14 protein-coding genes are annotated in these 14,024 nt (G+C 69.8%); 9 read left to right on the forward strand and 5 right to left on the reverse strand.

Going from position 1 to position 14,024, the window contains the following annotated elements; all coding sequences use genetic code 11:
- Positions 1-36 precede the first annotated feature (36 nt).
- Complete coding sequence (locus tag ACP93_RS00785; RefSeq protein ID WP_048488962.1) at positions 37-1,017, forward strand: LacI family DNA-binding transcriptional regulator; 981 nt, start codon at positions 37-39, stop codon at positions 1,015-1,017.
- Positions 1,018-1,099: 82 nt separating this feature from the next.
- Here the strand turns inward: ACP93_RS00785 and ACP93_RS22080 are convergent, their stop codons facing one another.
- Both ACP93_RS22080 and ACP93_RS00790 read right to left on the reverse strand, forming a co-directional pair.
- Entirely contained in the window at positions 1,100-1,276 is a 177-nt protein-coding gene (locus tag ACP93_RS22080; RefSeq protein WP_204243615.1) for a hypothetical protein, read from the reverse strand.
- Positions 1,277-1,291: 15 nt separating this feature from the next.
- Positions 1,292-1,615 carry a hypothetical protein gene (locus tag ACP93_RS00790; RefSeq protein ID WP_048488963.1) on the reverse strand — a complete coding sequence of 108 codons (324 nt, stop codon included), beginning with the start codon at positions 1,613-1,615 and terminating at the stop codon, positions 1,292-1,294.
- Positions 1,616-1,978: 363 nt separating this feature from the next.
- Here ACP93_RS00790 and ACP93_RS00795 point away from each other — a divergent pair, with 363 nt between their 5' ends.
- From ACP93_RS00795 to ACP93_RS00810, 4 genes are all read left to right on the forward strand, one after another.
- Positions 1,979-3,268: a nucleotide sugar dehydrogenase gene (locus ACP93_RS00795; protein ID WP_048488964.1), complete on the forward strand. Its 1,290-nt coding sequence runs from the start codon at positions 1,979-1,981 to the stop codon at positions 3,266-3,268.
- A gap of 151 nt (positions 3,269-3,419) precedes the next feature.
- Positions 3,420-5,042 carry an FMN-binding glutamate synthase family protein gene (locus ACP93_RS00800; protein WP_048488965.1) on the forward strand — a complete coding sequence of 541 codons (1,623 nt, stop codon included), beginning with the start codon at positions 3,420-3,422 and terminating at the stop codon, positions 5,040-5,042.
- The gene (locus tag ACP93_RS00805) at positions 5,039-5,554 is read left to right on the forward strand and encodes a GNAT family N-acetyltransferase (protein ID WP_048488966.1); all 516 of its coding nucleotides are present in this window, start codon (positions 5,039-5,041) and stop codon (positions 5,552-5,554) included. Before ACP93_RS00800 ends, ACP93_RS00805 begins: the two co-directional genes overlap by 4 nt.
- 149 nt (positions 5,555-5,703) lie before the next feature.
- Positions 5,704-7,890 carry a diguanylate cyclase domain-containing protein gene (locus ACP93_RS00810; RefSeq protein ID WP_048488967.1) on the forward strand — a complete coding sequence of 729 codons (2,187 nt, stop codon included), beginning with the start codon at positions 5,704-5,706 and terminating at the stop codon, positions 7,888-7,890.
- Between the two features lie 26 nt (positions 7,891-7,916).
- Here the strand turns inward: ACP93_RS00810 and ACP93_RS00815 are convergent, their stop codons facing one another.
- Complete coding sequence (locus ACP93_RS00815) at positions 7,917-9,179, reverse strand: TIGR03862 family flavoprotein (RefSeq protein ID WP_048488968.1); 1,263 nt, start codon at positions 9,177-9,179, stop codon at positions 7,917-7,919.
- A 13-nt stretch (positions 9,180-9,192) separates the two neighbouring features.
- Positions 9,193-9,636 carry an FKBP-type peptidyl-prolyl cis-trans isomerase gene (locus tag ACP93_RS00820; RefSeq protein ID WP_048488969.1) on the reverse strand — a complete coding sequence of 148 codons (444 nt, stop codon included), beginning with the start codon at positions 9,634-9,636 and terminating at the stop codon, positions 9,193-9,195.
- Between the two features lie 66 nt (positions 9,637-9,702).
- Between ACP93_RS00820 and ACP93_RS00825 the strand changes: the two genes are divergently transcribed.
- Together ACP93_RS00825 and ACP93_RS00830 are read left to right on the forward strand one after the other, a co-directional pair.
- Entirely contained in the window at positions 9,703-10,068 is a 366-nt protein-coding gene (locus tag ACP93_RS00825) for a DUF6164 family protein (RefSeq protein WP_048488970.1), read from the forward strand.
- Positions 10,069-10,176: 108 nt separating this feature from the next.
- Positions 10,177-10,914, forward strand: coding sequence for a sulfurtransferase (locus tag ACP93_RS00830; protein WP_048488971.1), 738 nt, complete (start codon positions 10,177-10,179; stop codon positions 10,912-10,914).
- A 360-nt stretch (positions 10,915-11,274) separates the two neighbouring features.
- On the opposite strand, the gene ACP93_RS00835 is transcribed toward ACP93_RS00830, so the two are convergent.
- Entirely contained in the window at positions 11,275-12,081 is an 807-nt protein-coding gene (locus ACP93_RS00835) for an SDR family oxidoreductase (protein ID WP_048488972.1), read from the reverse strand.
- Between the two features lie 551 nt (positions 12,082-12,632).
- On the opposite strand from ACP93_RS00835, the gene ACP93_RS00840 reads away from it, so the two are divergent.
- Both ACP93_RS00840 and ACP93_RS00845 read left to right on the forward strand, forming a co-directional pair.
- Positions 12,633-13,631: an LLM class flavin-dependent oxidoreductase gene (locus ACP93_RS00840; protein WP_048488973.1), complete on the forward strand. Its 999-nt coding sequence runs from the start codon at positions 12,633-12,635 to the stop codon at positions 13,629-13,631.
- Between the two features lie 214 nt (positions 13,632-13,845).
- Complete coding sequence (locus ACP93_RS00845) at positions 13,846-14,016, forward strand: hypothetical protein (protein ID WP_228135921.1); 171 nt, start codon at positions 13,846-13,848, stop codon at positions 14,014-14,016.
- Positions 14,017-14,024: the final 8 nt, after the last annotated feature.

A 14,024-nucleotide genomic window follows, 5' to 3' on the forward strand; every position in this document is an offset into this window, starting at 1 on the left:
GGGGGTTGGAATGAAAACGATGCGGGAACGTTGCCAGTGAGCGTCAGCATTCACGACGTGGCCCGAGTCGCCGGCGTCTCCACGTCCACGGTGTCGCGCGCGCTGGGGCAGGGGCCGGTCAGCGAAGAGGTGCGGGCGCGGGTGGAAGCGGCGGTACGTGAGACCGGCTACCGCCCCAACCTGATGGCGCGGCGGCTACGCTCGCAGCACTCCGGGGTGGTGGGCCTGATCGTCGCCGACATCCGCAATCCGTTCTTCACCGCCGCGATCCGCGCGGTCGAGGACGTCGCCTACCGCGCCGGCATGCGGGTGATCCTGTGCAATACCGACGAGGATCCGCAGCGCGAGGCGCTGTATCTGCAATTGATGCAGGAGGAGCGGGTCAGCGGGCTGATCTTCGCCCCGACCCGCACCACCCAGAGCCAACTGGGCAAGTTGACCTTCGACCATCCGGTGGTGCTGCTCGACCGTGCCGGCAAGGGCGGCACGCACGACAGCGTGGTCCTGGACAATGCCGCGGCCATGGCCGCCCTGGTCGATCACTTGGTCGGCCAAGGCGTACGCCGCATCGGCGGCCTGTTCGGCAAGACCAGCAGCACCGCTGCCGAACGCCGCGATGGCTATCTGGAGGCGATGCGCGGGCACGGGCTGACGCCGGACTATCGCGAGGTGGCGCCGAGCGCGGAGGCGGCGATCGCCGAGGTCCAGACCTGGCTGGCACAGGCGCCCCGGCCGGATGCGCTGGTGGCCAGCAACAGCCTGCTGCTGATGGGGGCGCTGAAGGCCGCGCGCGGCGCCGGTCTGCGCATCCCGCAGGACCTGGCGCTGGCGGGCTTCGACAACGAGAGTTGGACCGACCTGGTCGAGCCCGGGATCACCGTGATCGAACAGCCGGTGGAAGAGATGGGCCGCACCGCGATGTCGTTGCTGCTGGAGCGGATGAACGCGCCGACGCAGCCGACCCGCAAGGTGGTGCTCAGCGGCCGCTGCATCGTGCGCGGGTCGAGCCTGCGCTGATTTTGCCGGGGCGCCATACGGTGGCGAGAGAGGATCGCCGCTGCGGCGACCGTGGTCTGCCGCAGCGGGAGGGGTGGTGCGCTTACTCGCTGCCGTCCGGGCGCGGATAGTCGTGTTCCGGATCGGCGTGGTTGCGCTTGGGATCGCTGTCGGGTTGATCGCGTGCCTTCCACTGCGCGTCGTCGTTGTGCATCTCGTCGGGTGTCTGACTGCGTTGCTGGGAATCGTGGGCGTTGTCGCGGTTGGCGGGCGGGGACATGACGGACCTCCTGGATCAGGCGGGGGTGTGCGCCGGATCGGGACTGCGGTCGCGCTGCTCGGATCCGTCCAGGCGTGCCCAGCAGGCGACGACCAGGGTTTCGGCATCGCTCCAGGCGATGCGCGGCCAGGGGTGCTCGGCGTCGTAGCGCTGACGCAGGCGCTGCAGCCGCACGTCGTTGGATTCGCGCGGCAGTTGCAGGAAGACGTCGCACGCCATCTTGATCAGGCGCGCATGTTCGCTGAAAGACTGCGACCCCAATTTGCCCGCCGCGTGCAGCGCTTTCCAATGCGCCAATTCGGCTTCGACATCCACGAGCAGGCTCGGAGCGTGACTCACGCGAGTTCTCCTTGAGTGAGAGGAATGGGAGATGCGGAGGCGCCCCCTGACGCGTCCACTTCCCGAGACTAGGCCGCGCCGCGTAAAGGCGGAGTCGTGCTGGTGTCGTCTGCGCGGCAAAACGCAGGCGTTTTCATGGCAAAGCGTGACGCCGGGTGGCGGCTTTCACGCGCTGTGTTGTGAAGATGGCCGCCGCCGCGCGTGTGAAGGCATGGCACGCGCATGCGATGCCTGTGTTCCGTGGATGGCTTGGTCCGCGCCCGCAGAGCGGCTTACCATGGGCGACGTCCGCATGCGCGGGCACTCCGGTTTCCACCATCACGCGCCGACGGCCGCCGTTGCCGGCGCCCGTAAAGGATTGGCATGTCCGTCGCCCCCGTGTTCGATTCCGCGCCGCCGCGCATCGCCGTGATCGGCCTCGGCTATGTCGGCCTGCCGCTGGCGGTGGCGTTCGGCGCCCGCCATGACACGCTCGGCTACGACATCGATGCGCAGCGGGTGGCGCAACTGCGCGACGGGCACGATCAGACCCTGGAACTGGAGGCCGAGGAGCTGCGCGCCGGCGTGCATTTGCGCTACAGCGACGACGCGGCCCAGTTGCGCGACCGTAACGTGTACATCGTCACCGTGCCGACCCCGATCGATGCGCACGAGCAGCCCGACCTGCAGCCGCTGCGCCAGGCCAGCGAGCTGCTGGCCGGCGTGCTCAAGCGCGGCGACCTGGTGATCTACGAGTCCACCGTCTATCCGGGCACCACCGAAGAGGTCTGTGTGCCGCTGCTGGAGCAGGGCTCGGGATTGCGCTGCGACGTCGACTTCCATTGCGGCTACAGCCCGGAGCGGGTCAATCCCGGTGATCGCCAGCGGCGCCTGGCCGACATCCGCAAGATCACCTCCGGCTCGAACCCGGCCGCTGCCGACGCGGTGGACGCGCTGTATGCCGGCATTATCGCCGCCGGCACCTGGCGTGCGCCGTCGATCCGCGTGGCCGAGGCGGCCAAGGTGGTGGAGAACATCCAGCGCGACGTCAACATCGCCCTGGTCAACGAACTGGCGCTGATCTTCGACCGGCTCGGCATTGACACCCAGGACGTGCTGGACGCCGCCGGCACCAAATGGAACTTCCTGCCGTTCCGGCCCGGCCTGGTCGGCGGCCACTGCATCGGCGTGGATCCGTACTACCTGCTGCACAAGTCAGAGAGCGTGGGCTACCACCCGGACCTGATCCACACCGCGCGCCAGGTCAACAACCGGGTCGGCGCGCACGTCGCCGCGCGGGTGCAGGCGTTGCTGGCGGGCAAGGGCGTGGCGATGGCCGATGCGTCCGTGCTGGTGCTCGGCGTCACCTTCAAGGAGAACTGCCCGGACCTGCGCAACAGCCGCGCGCTGGAACTGGTGCAGGCGCTGGCGGCGGCCGGTGCCCGCGTCGACGCCTGCGATCCCTGGGCCGATCCGCACGCGGCGCAGGCGCACGGCGTCGAGCTGCTGCCCGAACCGGTGCCCGGCCGCTACGACGCGGTGGTGCTGGCGGTGGCGCATGCGGCGTATCGCAACTTGGACGCGGCGCAGATCCGCGCACTCGGCACCCCCGGCCTGGTGGTCTACGACGTCAAGTCGGTGTGGCCGCGCGCGGCGGTGGACGACCGGTTGTAAGACCCGTCCCGGGCACGCCCACCCGCCCAGGTGGCTGGCACGACTGCCATCCGCAAGCTGTACCTGCGCAGAGCGGACCCGGTGGCGGGTGCGCCGCCATGACCGCGCCACCCTCTACACTCGCCGGCTTCCGACGCCTGCGAGGACCGCGATGCACCGCTACCTAGCCTATCTCGCCAGTTGCCTGCTGCTGGCGCTGTCCATCGCCCTGTGCGCGATTTGGCCGTTGTGGGGCTGGGGCGTGGCCGCCTTCGCCGTGCTGGCGGTACTGGGCACCGTGGACCTGCTGCAGACCCGCAGCACCCTGCGCCGCAACTATCCGATCCTGGCGCATTTCCGCTATGGCCTGGAATCGGTCGGCCCGGAGATGCGCCAGTACTTCCTGCAGAGCGACATCGAGGAGGCGCCGTTCTCGCGGCAGCAGCGCGCCCTGGTCTACCAGCGCGCCAAGAACGTGATGGACGTGGTGCCGTTCGGCACCCAGCGCAGCACCTATGCGCCGGACTACGAGTGGATCAACCATTCGCTGGCCACCAGCGAGATCGCCGACCACGACTTCCGCGTCACCATCGGGCCCGATTGCGCGCAGCCGTACGCGGCCAGCGTGTTCAACATCTCGGCGATGAGCTTCGGTGCGCTGTCGGCCAACGCCATCCGCGCGCTCAACGCCGGCGCGCGCCAGGGCGGCTTCTACCACGACACCGGCGAGGGCTCGATCTCGCCCTATCACCGCGAGTGCGGCGGCGACCTGGTGTGGGAGATCGGCTCGGGCTACTTCGGCTGCCGTGACGAGCAGGGACGCTTCGACCCGCAGCGTTTCGTCGCCAACGCGACGCTGGAGCAGGTCAAGATGATCGAGATCAAGCTCTCGCAGGGGGCCAAGCCGGGTCACGGCGGGGTGCTGCCGGCGGCCAAGGTCAGCGCCGAGATCGCCGCTACCCGCGGCGTCGCCATGGGCCAGGACTGCGTCTCGCCATCGCGGCATTCGGCGTTCTCCACGCCGCTGGAGTTGCTGCAGTTCGTGGCGCGGCTGCGCGAACTCTCCGGCGGCAAGCCCACCGGCTTCAAGTTGGCCATCGGCCACCCCTGGGAGTGGTTCGCCATCGCCAAGGCGATGCAGGAAAGCAGCCTGTACCCGGACTTCATCGTCGTCGACGGTGCCGAGGGCGGCACCGGCGCGGCGCCGGCGGAGTTCATCGACCACGTCGGCGTGCCGATGCACGAGGCGCTGCTGCTGGTGCACAACACCCTGGTCGGGCTGGACATCCGCGAACGCATCAAGCTCGGCGCTGCCGGCAAGATCACCAGCGCCTTCGACATCGCGCGCACCCTGGCGCTGGGCGCGGACTGGTGCAATGCCGGGCGCGGCTTCATGTTCGCGCTGGGCTGCATCCAGTCGCTGAGCTGCCACAGCGACCGCTGCCCGACCGGCATCGCCACCCAGGACCGGCGCCGCTGGCAACACCTGGATCCCACCGACAAGGCCACCCGGGTCGCGCACTACCACGCCAATACGCTCAAGGCGTTGCGTGAACTGCTCAGCGCCGCTGGCTTAGCGCATCCGTCGCAACTGGGGCCGGAGCACATCCTGCGCCGCATCTCGCAGGTGGAGATCCGCTCGCTGGCTTCCCTGTACCGCTACCTGGAGCCGGGCGAACTGCTGCGCACCGTGCCTGACCATGCGGTCTTCCACGATTACTGGGGCGACGCGCGCAGCGATTCGTTCCAGCCGCCGGAGCGCATCCGCCGCTTGCGCGACAGCAAATCGCAATGACCGAAGCAGCGTCGGCCCGATTGCGGCAGGCGGTGCCTGAGGACATCCTGGTACTGTGGGCGCTGCGCACCCGCTGCGTGCGCGAGGTGTGCAGCAGCCACTACCCGCCGGACGTGATCGCGCGCTGGTCCGCGGCACCGGCGCCGGTCTCGTACCGCGATCTGGTCGCCGTGGGCGCGGCGATCGTCGCCGAGGACGGCGACGGACGCGTGCTCGGCTTCGGCGTCGTCGACGTGGCCGGCGCAGAAATCGACGGCCTGTTCGTGGACCCATCGTTGCGCGGCAGCGGCCTCGGTCGGCGCCTGCTGCAGGCGCTGGAGCAGCGCCTGGCGCCGTGTCCGCGCATCCATCTCGCCGCTGCGCTGAATGCGGTGGCGTTCTATCGCGCGCAGGGCTATGCGGTGGTGCGCGAGGGACGCTATCCCCATCCCAGCGGAATCGAACTCGATTGCGTGTTCATGGAGAAGATCGGCGCGACCGGGCAACCGATCCAGCCGGGCGAGCAGGGATAGTCGTCTCCCTCCGTTGCCGCGCCGGCGGTCTCATAGACACAGCTGCAGACGTGGCGATCGTCAGCCGTTTTTGCGATGCAGCATTTATGCATACTCGCCATTGACCCCGCCGCCCGTTATCGTGCCGTTACCTCCGCCGCGTACCGCGCATGAACCACTCATCGGCCCCCGACGTCGTTTCTGCGCCGCTGCCCGCCGATGAAGCGGAGCGCCTGCGCGCGCTGGCCGAACTGGGCATGCTCGATACTTCGCAGGAGCCGGACTTCGACGATCTGATCTGGCTGACCAGCCAGCTGTGCGATGCGCCGATCGCGCTGATCTCGCTGATCGACGAACGCCGGCAATGGCTCAAGGCCAGCTGCGGCCTGCCTGCCGGTACCACCGGCTATCCGCGTGAACTGGCCTTCTGTACCTATGCCTTGCTGTCGCCGCAGCTGCTGGAGGTGCCGGATACCACGCTGGACCCGCGCTTCGCCCGCAACCCGCTGGTGTGCGGTGCGCCGCACCTGCGCTTCTATGCCGGCATGCCGTTGGTCGGCGACCAAGGCTATAGCTACGGCACGTTGTGCGTGATCGACATCCGTCCGCGGCAACTGGACGCGCGCCAACGCGAGAGCCTGCAACGGCTGGCCAGGCAGGTCACCGCGCAACTGGAAGCGCGCCGCGACGCGCGCATCGCCCATGACCAGGCCAAGACCCTGAGCCTGCTGCTGGAAACCATGCCCGATGGCGTGGTGTCGTGCCTGGCCGACGGCACGCTGGGCGAATTCAATCAGGTGGCGCGGCAATGGCATGGGGCCGATCCGCGCGCCTTGCCGCCCGAGCAGTGGCCGCAGTACTTCGACCTATTCGACGCCAGCGGCAAGCGCCTGCTGTCCAGCGAGGAAGTGCCGCTGGTCCGCGCCTGGCGCGGCGAATCGGTGCGCGATGCGGAGATCGTGATCGCGGCCAAGGGGCAAGCGCCGCGCAGCGTGCTGTGCAATGCGGAACGGCTGGAGGGGCGCGATGGACGCGGCCTGGGCGCGGTCTGCGTGATGCGCGATGTCAGCGCCGAACGCGCAGCGTCGCACGCGGCACTGCTGGCCGGGCAGCGCTTTTCCGGCGCGTTCTCGGCAGCCGCGCACGGCATGGCGCTGGTGTCGCTGGAAGGGCGCTGGCTGGACGTCAACGACGCCTTGTGCGCGATGCTCGGCTACAGCCGCGCGGAATTGCTGGAGCTGCGTTTCCAGGACCTGACCCATCCGGACGATCTTGCCGAGGACATGGCCCTGGTGGCGGAGCTGATCGCCGGTCGATGCAGCGACTACCGCATCGAAAAGCGCTATCGCCGGCGCGATGGCGGCCTGGTACGGACGCGTCTGGCGGTGTCGCTGGTGCGCGACGAACAGGAGCACCCACTGCATTTCGTCGCACATATCCAGGACATCAACGAGCAACACCTGGCCGAGCTGCGCCTGCGCCATAGCGAGGCGCAACTGCGTACCATCGCCGACAACGCGCCGGCGCTGATCGCCTACCTCGACCGCGACCTGCGCTACCAGTTCGTCAACCGGCCGTATGCGGCATGGTTCGCGCTGGCGCCGGAGCGCATCGTCGGCCGCCGCCTGCACGAGGTGCTGGACCCGCAGCAACTGGCGCTGCTGCAACCGCATCTGCCGACGGCGCTGCAGGGCGTGCCGGCGCAGTTCGACGCCGAGTTGTGCGATGCCGCCGATAGCCTGCGGATCATGCACTTCAGCCTGATCCCCGATGTGGCGCTGGCGCCGCAGCCGGTCGGACTGCACCTGATGATCAGCGACATCACCGGGCAGACCCGGCTGGCGCGGCTGCTGGAAGAGCGTGCGCTGCGCGACGAACTGACAGGGCTGCCGAACCGGATGGCCTGGAACCAGATCCTGCGGCGGCGCATGAACGAGCGCCGCGGCCAGGGCCAGGTGGCGGTGATGTTCCTGGATCTGAACGACTTCAAGAGCGTCAACGACCGCTTCGGCCATCACGTCGGCGATGCGCTGCTGGTGCACTTCGCGCGGTTGCTGCAGCGCTGCCTGCGCGGACAGGACAGCATCGCCCGGCTGGGCGGCGATGAGTTCGTGGTCCTGCTGGAGGGGCTGACCGACGCCAGGCACGAAGTGCTGGCGGCCGCGGCGCGGATCATGGAAGCGTGCGCGGTCGGCTGCGAGGTCAGCGGCCGGCATCTGCCGCTGCAACCGAGCATCGGCATCGCCGTGCAGACCGGGCCGGGTTTCGACCCGGTGCTGCTCACCCAGCGCGCCGACGAGGCCATGTACGTGGCCAAGCGCGATCCGCAGGCGCGGGTGCAGATCGCGGTGCTCTGAGCGCTGCGTGCCGTGCGCAGCGGACGTCAGTGCGCGGCTTGGCCCTGCAGCCAGGCCACTGCGCCGCGTCCGGCGCGCAGGCCGCTGGCGAAGCATGCCGTGAGCAAGTAGCCGCCGGTCGGCGCTTCCCAATCGAGCATTTCGCCGGCGCAGAACGTGCCCGGCAGCGCCCGCAGCATCAACTGCGCATCCAGCGCCTCCAGGCGCACGCCGCCGGCGCTGCTGATCGCCTCGGCCAGCGGGCGTGGGCGCTGCAGGGTCAGCGGCAGGCGCTTGAGCGTGGCCGCGGCCAGCGCCGGATCCTGGCCGGCCTGCTTGCCGAGGATCTCGAACAGCAAGGCCGCCTTGACCCCGTCGATGCCGGCCTGGCGACGCAGGTGCTCGCCGAAGCTGCGGCCGCCGCGCGGCTTGCCGAGTTCGGCCTGCAGCCGCGGCAGGTCCCGGCCCGGCGCCAGGTCCAGCCACAGCGTGGTCGGGCCGTGTGCGGCGGTGGCCTCGCGCAGGTCCGCGGCCAGCGCATAGATCAGGCTGCCCTCGATACCGTGTTCGCCGACCACGCATTCGCCCTGCAGCGACTGCGGCCGGCCCTGCGCATCGTGCCAGTGCGCGACCACCGGCTTCAGCGGCGCGCCGGCGTGACGGTCGCGGAAATGCGCGCTCCAGTCCACGTCGAAACCGCAGTTGGCCGGCTGCAGCGGCGCCACCTCTACGCCGCGGGCGCGCAGCGTGTCCTGCCACGTGCCGTCTGAGCCGAGCTGCGGCCAGCTGCCGCCACCCAGCGCCAGCACGCAGGCATCGGCCTGCACCCGCCGCTCACCGTCGGCACCGGCGAAGCGCAGCGCACCGTCCGCGTTCCAGCCCAGCCAGCGGTGCTGCACGTGGAAGCGCACGCCGGCGTCCTTCAATCGCCGTACCCAGCCGCGCAGCAGCGGCGCGGCCTTGCGGTCCAGTGGGAACACCCGCCCGGAGCTGCCGACATAGGTGTCCACGCCCTGCGCCTGCGCCCAGGCGCGCAGCGCGTCGGCATCGAAGTCGGCCAGCCAGTCGCCGACCGCCGTCGCGCGTTCGCGATAGCGGCTGACGAAACGGTCGAACGGATCGGAGTGGGTCAGGTTGAGACCGCCCTTGCCGGCGATCAGGAACTTGCGTCCCACCGAACCCTTGGCCTCGTACACATCGACCTCGGCGCCGGCGGCGCGCGCGGTCTCGGCGGCGATCAGCCCGGCCGGGCCGCCGCCGACGATGGCGAGACGGCCGCGCACCGGTGCGGCGTGTTTGACGGCGGACATCGGCGGGTGCGGCTCAACGCGGCTGGACATCGAGCAGTTCGACCTCGAACACCAGCGAGGCGCCCGGCGGGATCACCCCGCCGGCGCCGTTGGCGCCGTAGCCGTAGTCCGAGGGCAGCATCAGCAGGCGCTTGCCGCCCACGCGCATGCCGGCCACGCCGTCGTCCCAGCCGCGAATCACCTGGCCGGCGCCGAGCAAGAAGCTGAAGGGCTGGCCGTGGTCGGCGGAGGCATCGAACTTCTCGCCGCGCTTGTCCTTGGCGTGCTCGTCGTACAGCCAGCCGGTGTAGTGCACGGTGACCCGGCTGCCGGGGCGGGCCTCGGCGCCATCGCCGACGCGCTCGTCGGTAGCCTGGAACGCGGCGATGCTGCCGCCGGGTGGCGGGCCCGGCGGCGTGCAGCCGCTCAGCAGCCACGCCGGCAACGACAGGCTCAACAGCAGCAGGATTCGGCGCATGCGGGATGTCCAGGCGGGCAGGGCGTGCAAGGGTAGCGCATCGCCGCAGCGGCTATCATGCGGCGCATGGCCAAACTGCTGCTCAACCTGCGCCACGTGCCCGACGACGAACGCGCCGAGGTCTGCGCGCTGCTCGACGCCGCCGGCATCGGCTACTACGAAACCCGCGCCGGGACCTTCGGCATTTCCGCCGGCGGCATCTGGCTGCGCGAGGACGCCGAGCAGACGCGGGCCAAGGCGCTGCTGGCCGAGTACCAGGCCCGACGCGGCGAGCGTGCCCGCGCCGAGCGCGCCGCGGCGCTGCGCGACGGCAGCGCCGAGACCTTCGCCAGCCTGCTGCGGCGACGTCCGCTGTTCGTACTGGCGACGCTGCTGGGCATGCTGCTGGTTGCCTCGCTGGTGCTGCTGCCGTTCCTGCTGCTGCGCGGCTAGGGGCCCGGCGTTGGGTGCGTGTCTCGGTGCGCTGAGTCCAGGCGCCGGTGCGCAACGGGGGAGCGTGTTCCGGCAGCGGTCGCGCGTCGCAGGCCCTAAAATGCGCCGATGATCGCCAACACCGCCGCCTACCACTTCGTCGCCATCGCCGACCCCGACGCGCTCGCCGCGCAATTGCACGCCTGGGCGCAGGCCGGCGCCCTGCGCGGCACGATCCTGGTGGCGGGCGAGGGCATCAACCTGTTCCTGGCGGGTAGGCCAGCGGCGATCGACGCCTTCTATGTGCAGCTGCGCGCGGACACGCACTTCGCCGATCTGCGCATCAAGACCAGCGCCAGTGCGCAGCAGCCATTCGCGCGGCTGAAGGTCAAGGTCAAGCCGGAGATCATCAGCTTCCGCCGCGATGCGGCGTCGCCGCTGGAGGCCGAACGCGCGCCGGCGGTGGCGCCGGCCACGCTGCAGCGCTGGCTGCGCCAGGGCCACGACGACGCCGGCCGGCGCGTGGTGCTGCTGGACACGCGCAATGCGCAGGAAGTGGTCTACGGCACCTTCGCCGGCGCGCTGACCCTGCCGATCGTCAAGTTCACCGACCTGCCGGAAGCGTTGGCCCCGCACCGCGCGGCCCTGGCCGACGCCACCGTGGTCAGCTTCTGCACCGGCGGCATCCGCTGCGAGAAGGCGGCGCTGTGGATGCGCGCCGACGGCATGGACAACGTGCTGCAACTGGACGGCGGCATCCTCGGCTACTTCGAGGAGGTGGGCGGCGAAGGCTACGACGGCCGCTGTTTCGTCTTCGACGAACGCGTGGCGCTGGATCCGCAGTTGGAGCCGCTGGTGGGCGGCTGATTGCCGCGGGATTGGGGAGTCGGGATTGGGGATTGGCGAAGGCGGGCTGCCTCGCGACTGCCGGAAGACTCGCGCCCTATGAGTTGGGTTTCGGCTCGCTGCATGCCGCCGCGTCCCCTCGGAGCTTCAAAGGAATCCGCTCCAGCGAATCCCCCATCGCGAATCTCGGAAGCAGTTCTGGCCTGGAAAGTGCCTGAGCACTCCGAGCCGTACGGTGTTTGCCAGCGTAGCGAGCCAGTGGCCGGATGGCGCACTCGGCCCTTCAGATGAGGCAACAGCCGCTTTAACGACTCCCCAATCCCGACTCCCCAATCCCAGCGCTTTAGCGAATCCCCAATCCCAACTCCCCAATCCCCGCCCTCAGGCGTACTGCATCTTGCGCGTCATCCCGCCATCGACCACGAACTCCTGGCCGGTGATGAAGCCGGCCTGCGCCGACAGCAGATAGACCGCCAGCGCGCCGATGTCCGGCGGCGTGCCGACCCGCCCGGCCGGGTGCTGCGCATGGTCCTGCCGCGACAGCGTGGGCGTGCGTCGCGCGTTCGGCTTGCGCCAGGCGTCGGTGGCGATCCAGCCGGGGCTGATGCAGTTGACCCGCACCGCCGGACCGGCGCTGATCGCCAGCGCATGGGTGAAGGCCACCAGCCCGCCCTTGGACGCGGCGTAGGCCTCGGTGTCCGGTTCGGACTGCTGCGCGCGGGTGGAGGCGATGTTGACGATGGCACCGCCGTCGCGGCTCTCGCGCAGCGCCGGCAGGGCATGCTTGCTGCACAGGAACGCACCGCCCAGGCTCGCCCCGAGCCGTCGGTTCCATTCGCGCAGCGACAGCCGCTCCAGCGGGCCGGTATGCGGATCGGCGATGCCGGCATTGTTGACCAGACCGTCTATGCGACCGAAGCGGGCCAGCGCGGCGTCGATGAAGCGGTGCACGCTGGCCTCGGCGGCCACGTCGACGCGGCGGAACAGCAGGCGCTCGCCGGCATCCAGCTCGGCCACGCAGGCACGGCCGGCATCGGCGTCGAGATCGCAGAAGGCAACCCGGCCGCCAGCGCCCAGCACCGCCTGCACCACACCGCGGCCGATGCCTTGGGCGCCGCCGGTGACCAGCACCACGCGGTCTTGCAAGGGCAGCGCGGGAACCGGGGCAGGTGGTGGGATCAGCGACATGGCGACGACCAGGCGAGTGCGGGCTGTCCAGCGTAGCCAGCGCGCCGTGCAACCCGCGTGGTAGTGCGGTGCAGGCAACCAAAGCCCCTCTCCCATCGGGAGAGGGGTTGGGGTGAGGGTTAGGGGCGCGTAGCGCCTGTCACTCATCTGGTTGCGCGAGGCTTCGCCCGTACCCTCATCCGCCCCTGCGGGGCACCTTCTCCCGGAGGGAGAAGGGAAAGCCGGAGCCCCTCTCCCACCGGGAGAGGGGGCGGGGTGAGGGTAGGGGGCGCGTAGCACCTGTCACTGATCTGGTTGCGCGAGGCTTCGCCCGTACCCTCATCCGCCCCTTCGGGGCACCTTCTCCCGGTGGGAGAAGGGAAGTCAAAGCCCCTCTCCCACCGGGAGAGGGGTTGGGGTGAGGGTATGACCGCCAGCCGAGCGTCCTGCCTCGTAGCTACACCCAAACCCACACTCACACCCAGCGCAAATCAGCGTTCCGGTCGCAGCCGCTGCAATCGCCGGCCCATGTCCCCACTTCGATCGCATCGCCTGCAGGAAACCGCCTTACCATGATGCCGATCTCCATCCTCGACCTCGCCCCGGTCTGCGAAGGCAGCGACACCGCTGGTGCCTTCGCCAACATGCTGGACCTGGCCCAGCATGCCGAACGCTGGGGCTACCACCGTTACTGGCTGGCCGAGCACCACAACATGCCGGGCATCGCCAGCGCCGCCACCGCGGTGCTGATCGGGCATGTGGCCGGCGGCACCAAGCGCATCCGTGTCGGCGCCGGCGGCATCATGCTTCCCAACCATGCGCCGCTGCAGGTGGCCGAACAGTTCGGCACCCTGGCCTCGCTGTATCCGGGACGCATCGACCTGGGCCTGGGCCGCGCGCCCGGGACCGACCAGGCCACCGCGCGCGCGTTGCGTCGCTACTTCGACAGCGCCGACCAGTTCCCGCACGACGTGGCCGAACTGCTCCGCTACTTCGAGCCGGCGGTGGATGGGCAACTGGTGCGCGCCGTGCCGGGTGCCGGCATCGAGGTGCCGGTGTGGCTGCTCGGTTCCAGCCTGTTCAGTGCGCGCCTGGCCGCGGCGATGGGGCTGCCGTTCGCCTTCGCCTCGCATTTCGCGCCGGACGCGATGGACGAGGCGCTGGCGGTGTATCGCCGCGAGTTCCGCGCGTCGTCGCGGCTGCAGGCGCCGTATGCGGTACTGGCGTTGAACGTGGTGGCCGCCGCGTCCACGGCCGAAGCGCGGCGCTTGTTCACCACCCAGCAGCAGAGCTTCGTCAACCTGCGCCGCGGCCGCCCGGGGCTGATTCCGCCGCCGATCGACGATATCGAGGCGTTCTGGGCGCCGCACGAGAAGCTGGGCGTGGAGCGCGCGCTGGCCTGTACCGTGCTCGGCGATCCCGAAACGGTCGCACAGGGCCTGGCCGATTTCGTCGCGCGGCATCGTCCGGACGAGTTGCTGTTCACTGCGAACATCCACGATCACGCCGCACGTTTGCGCTCGTTCCAACTCGCGGCGGACGCATGGATGCAGGTCGCTGCAGCGGCCTGATGCACGCGTCTGCGCACGTGTCTACAAGCGCAGACGCGCTTTCGCGAAGAACGCCGCATTTGTATTGATGTGCATCACACCAGGCACTGCTTTCACGATGTCTTGATTTTCCCGGGTATGTCATCGTTTCACGCCGCGCATCAGCGTGGCGCCCGGCCCGGATATGGCCGGACAACGATGTAAACAGGGGGCAGCAATGAACGCACAGCATCCGATGGCGCCGGCCCACGAGTGTGGGCTGGAAGCGGCCTTGCAACAGATGAGCAAATGTCTGGAGCGCGTGCGCGGCCGCGCGACCGAACGGACGACGCAGACGGCGTCGCCGCGTCCGTCGCACATGCGCAATGTGTTCGCCAACGATGCGGCGCTGTATCTGGTGAAGTGAGGCAGGCA

It is taken from the genome of Xanthomonas sp. NCPPB 1128 (assembly GCF_001043115.1).
GTDB lineage: Bacteria > Pseudomonadota > Gammaproteobacteria > Xanthomonadales > Xanthomonadaceae > Xanthomonas_A.

Excerpts from the sequence above, each read along its gene's own strand:
- ACP93_RS00830 (WP_048488971.1), top strand. The coding sequence starts at position 10,177 with ATGATCGCCAACACCGCCGCCTACCACTTCGTCGCCATCGCCGACCCC.
- ACP93_RS00820 (WP_048488969.1), bottom strand. The coding sequence starts at position 9,636 with ATGCGCCGAATCCTGCTGCTGTTGAGCCTGTCGTTGCCGGCGTGGCTG.
- ACP93_RS00825 (WP_048488970.1), top strand. The coding sequence starts at position 9,703 with ATGGCCAAACTGCTGCTCAACCTGCGCCACGTGCCCGACGACGAACGC.
- ACP93_RS00835 (WP_048488972.1), bottom strand. The coding sequence starts at position 12,081 with ATGTCGCTGATCCCACCACCTGCCCCGGTTCCCGCGCTGCCCTTGCAA.
- ACP93_RS00805 (WP_048488966.1), top strand. The coding sequence starts at position 5,039 with ATGACCGAAGCAGCGTCGGCCCGATTGCGGCAGGCGGTGCCTGAGGAC.
- ACP93_RS00795 (WP_048488964.1), top strand. The coding sequence starts at position 1,979 with ATGTCCGTCGCCCCCGTGTTCGATTCCGCGCCGCCGCGCATCGCCGTG.
- ACP93_RS00810 (WP_048488967.1), top strand. The coding sequence starts at position 5,704 with ATGAACCACTCATCGGCCCCCGACGTCGTTTCTGCGCCGCTGCCCGCC.
- ACP93_RS00845 (WP_228135921.1), top strand. The coding sequence starts at position 13,846 with ATGGCGCCGGCCCACGAGTGTGGGCTGGAAGCGGCCTTGCAACAGATG.
- ACP93_RS22080 (WP_204243615.1), bottom strand. The coding sequence starts at position 1,276 with ATGTCCCCGCCCGCCAACCGCGACAACGCCCACGATTCCCAGCAACGC.
- ACP93_RS00800 (WP_048488965.1), top strand. The coding sequence starts at position 3,420 with ATGCACCGCTACCTAGCCTATCTCGCCAGTTGCCTGCTGCTGGCGCTG.
- ACP93_RS00815 (WP_048488968.1), bottom strand. The coding sequence starts at position 9,179 with ATGTCCGCCGTCAAACACGCCGCACCGGTGCGCGGCCGTCTCGCCATC.
- ACP93_RS00840 (WP_048488973.1), top strand. The coding sequence starts at position 12,633 with ATGATGCCGATCTCCATCCTCGACCTCGCCCCGGTCTGCGAAGGCAGC.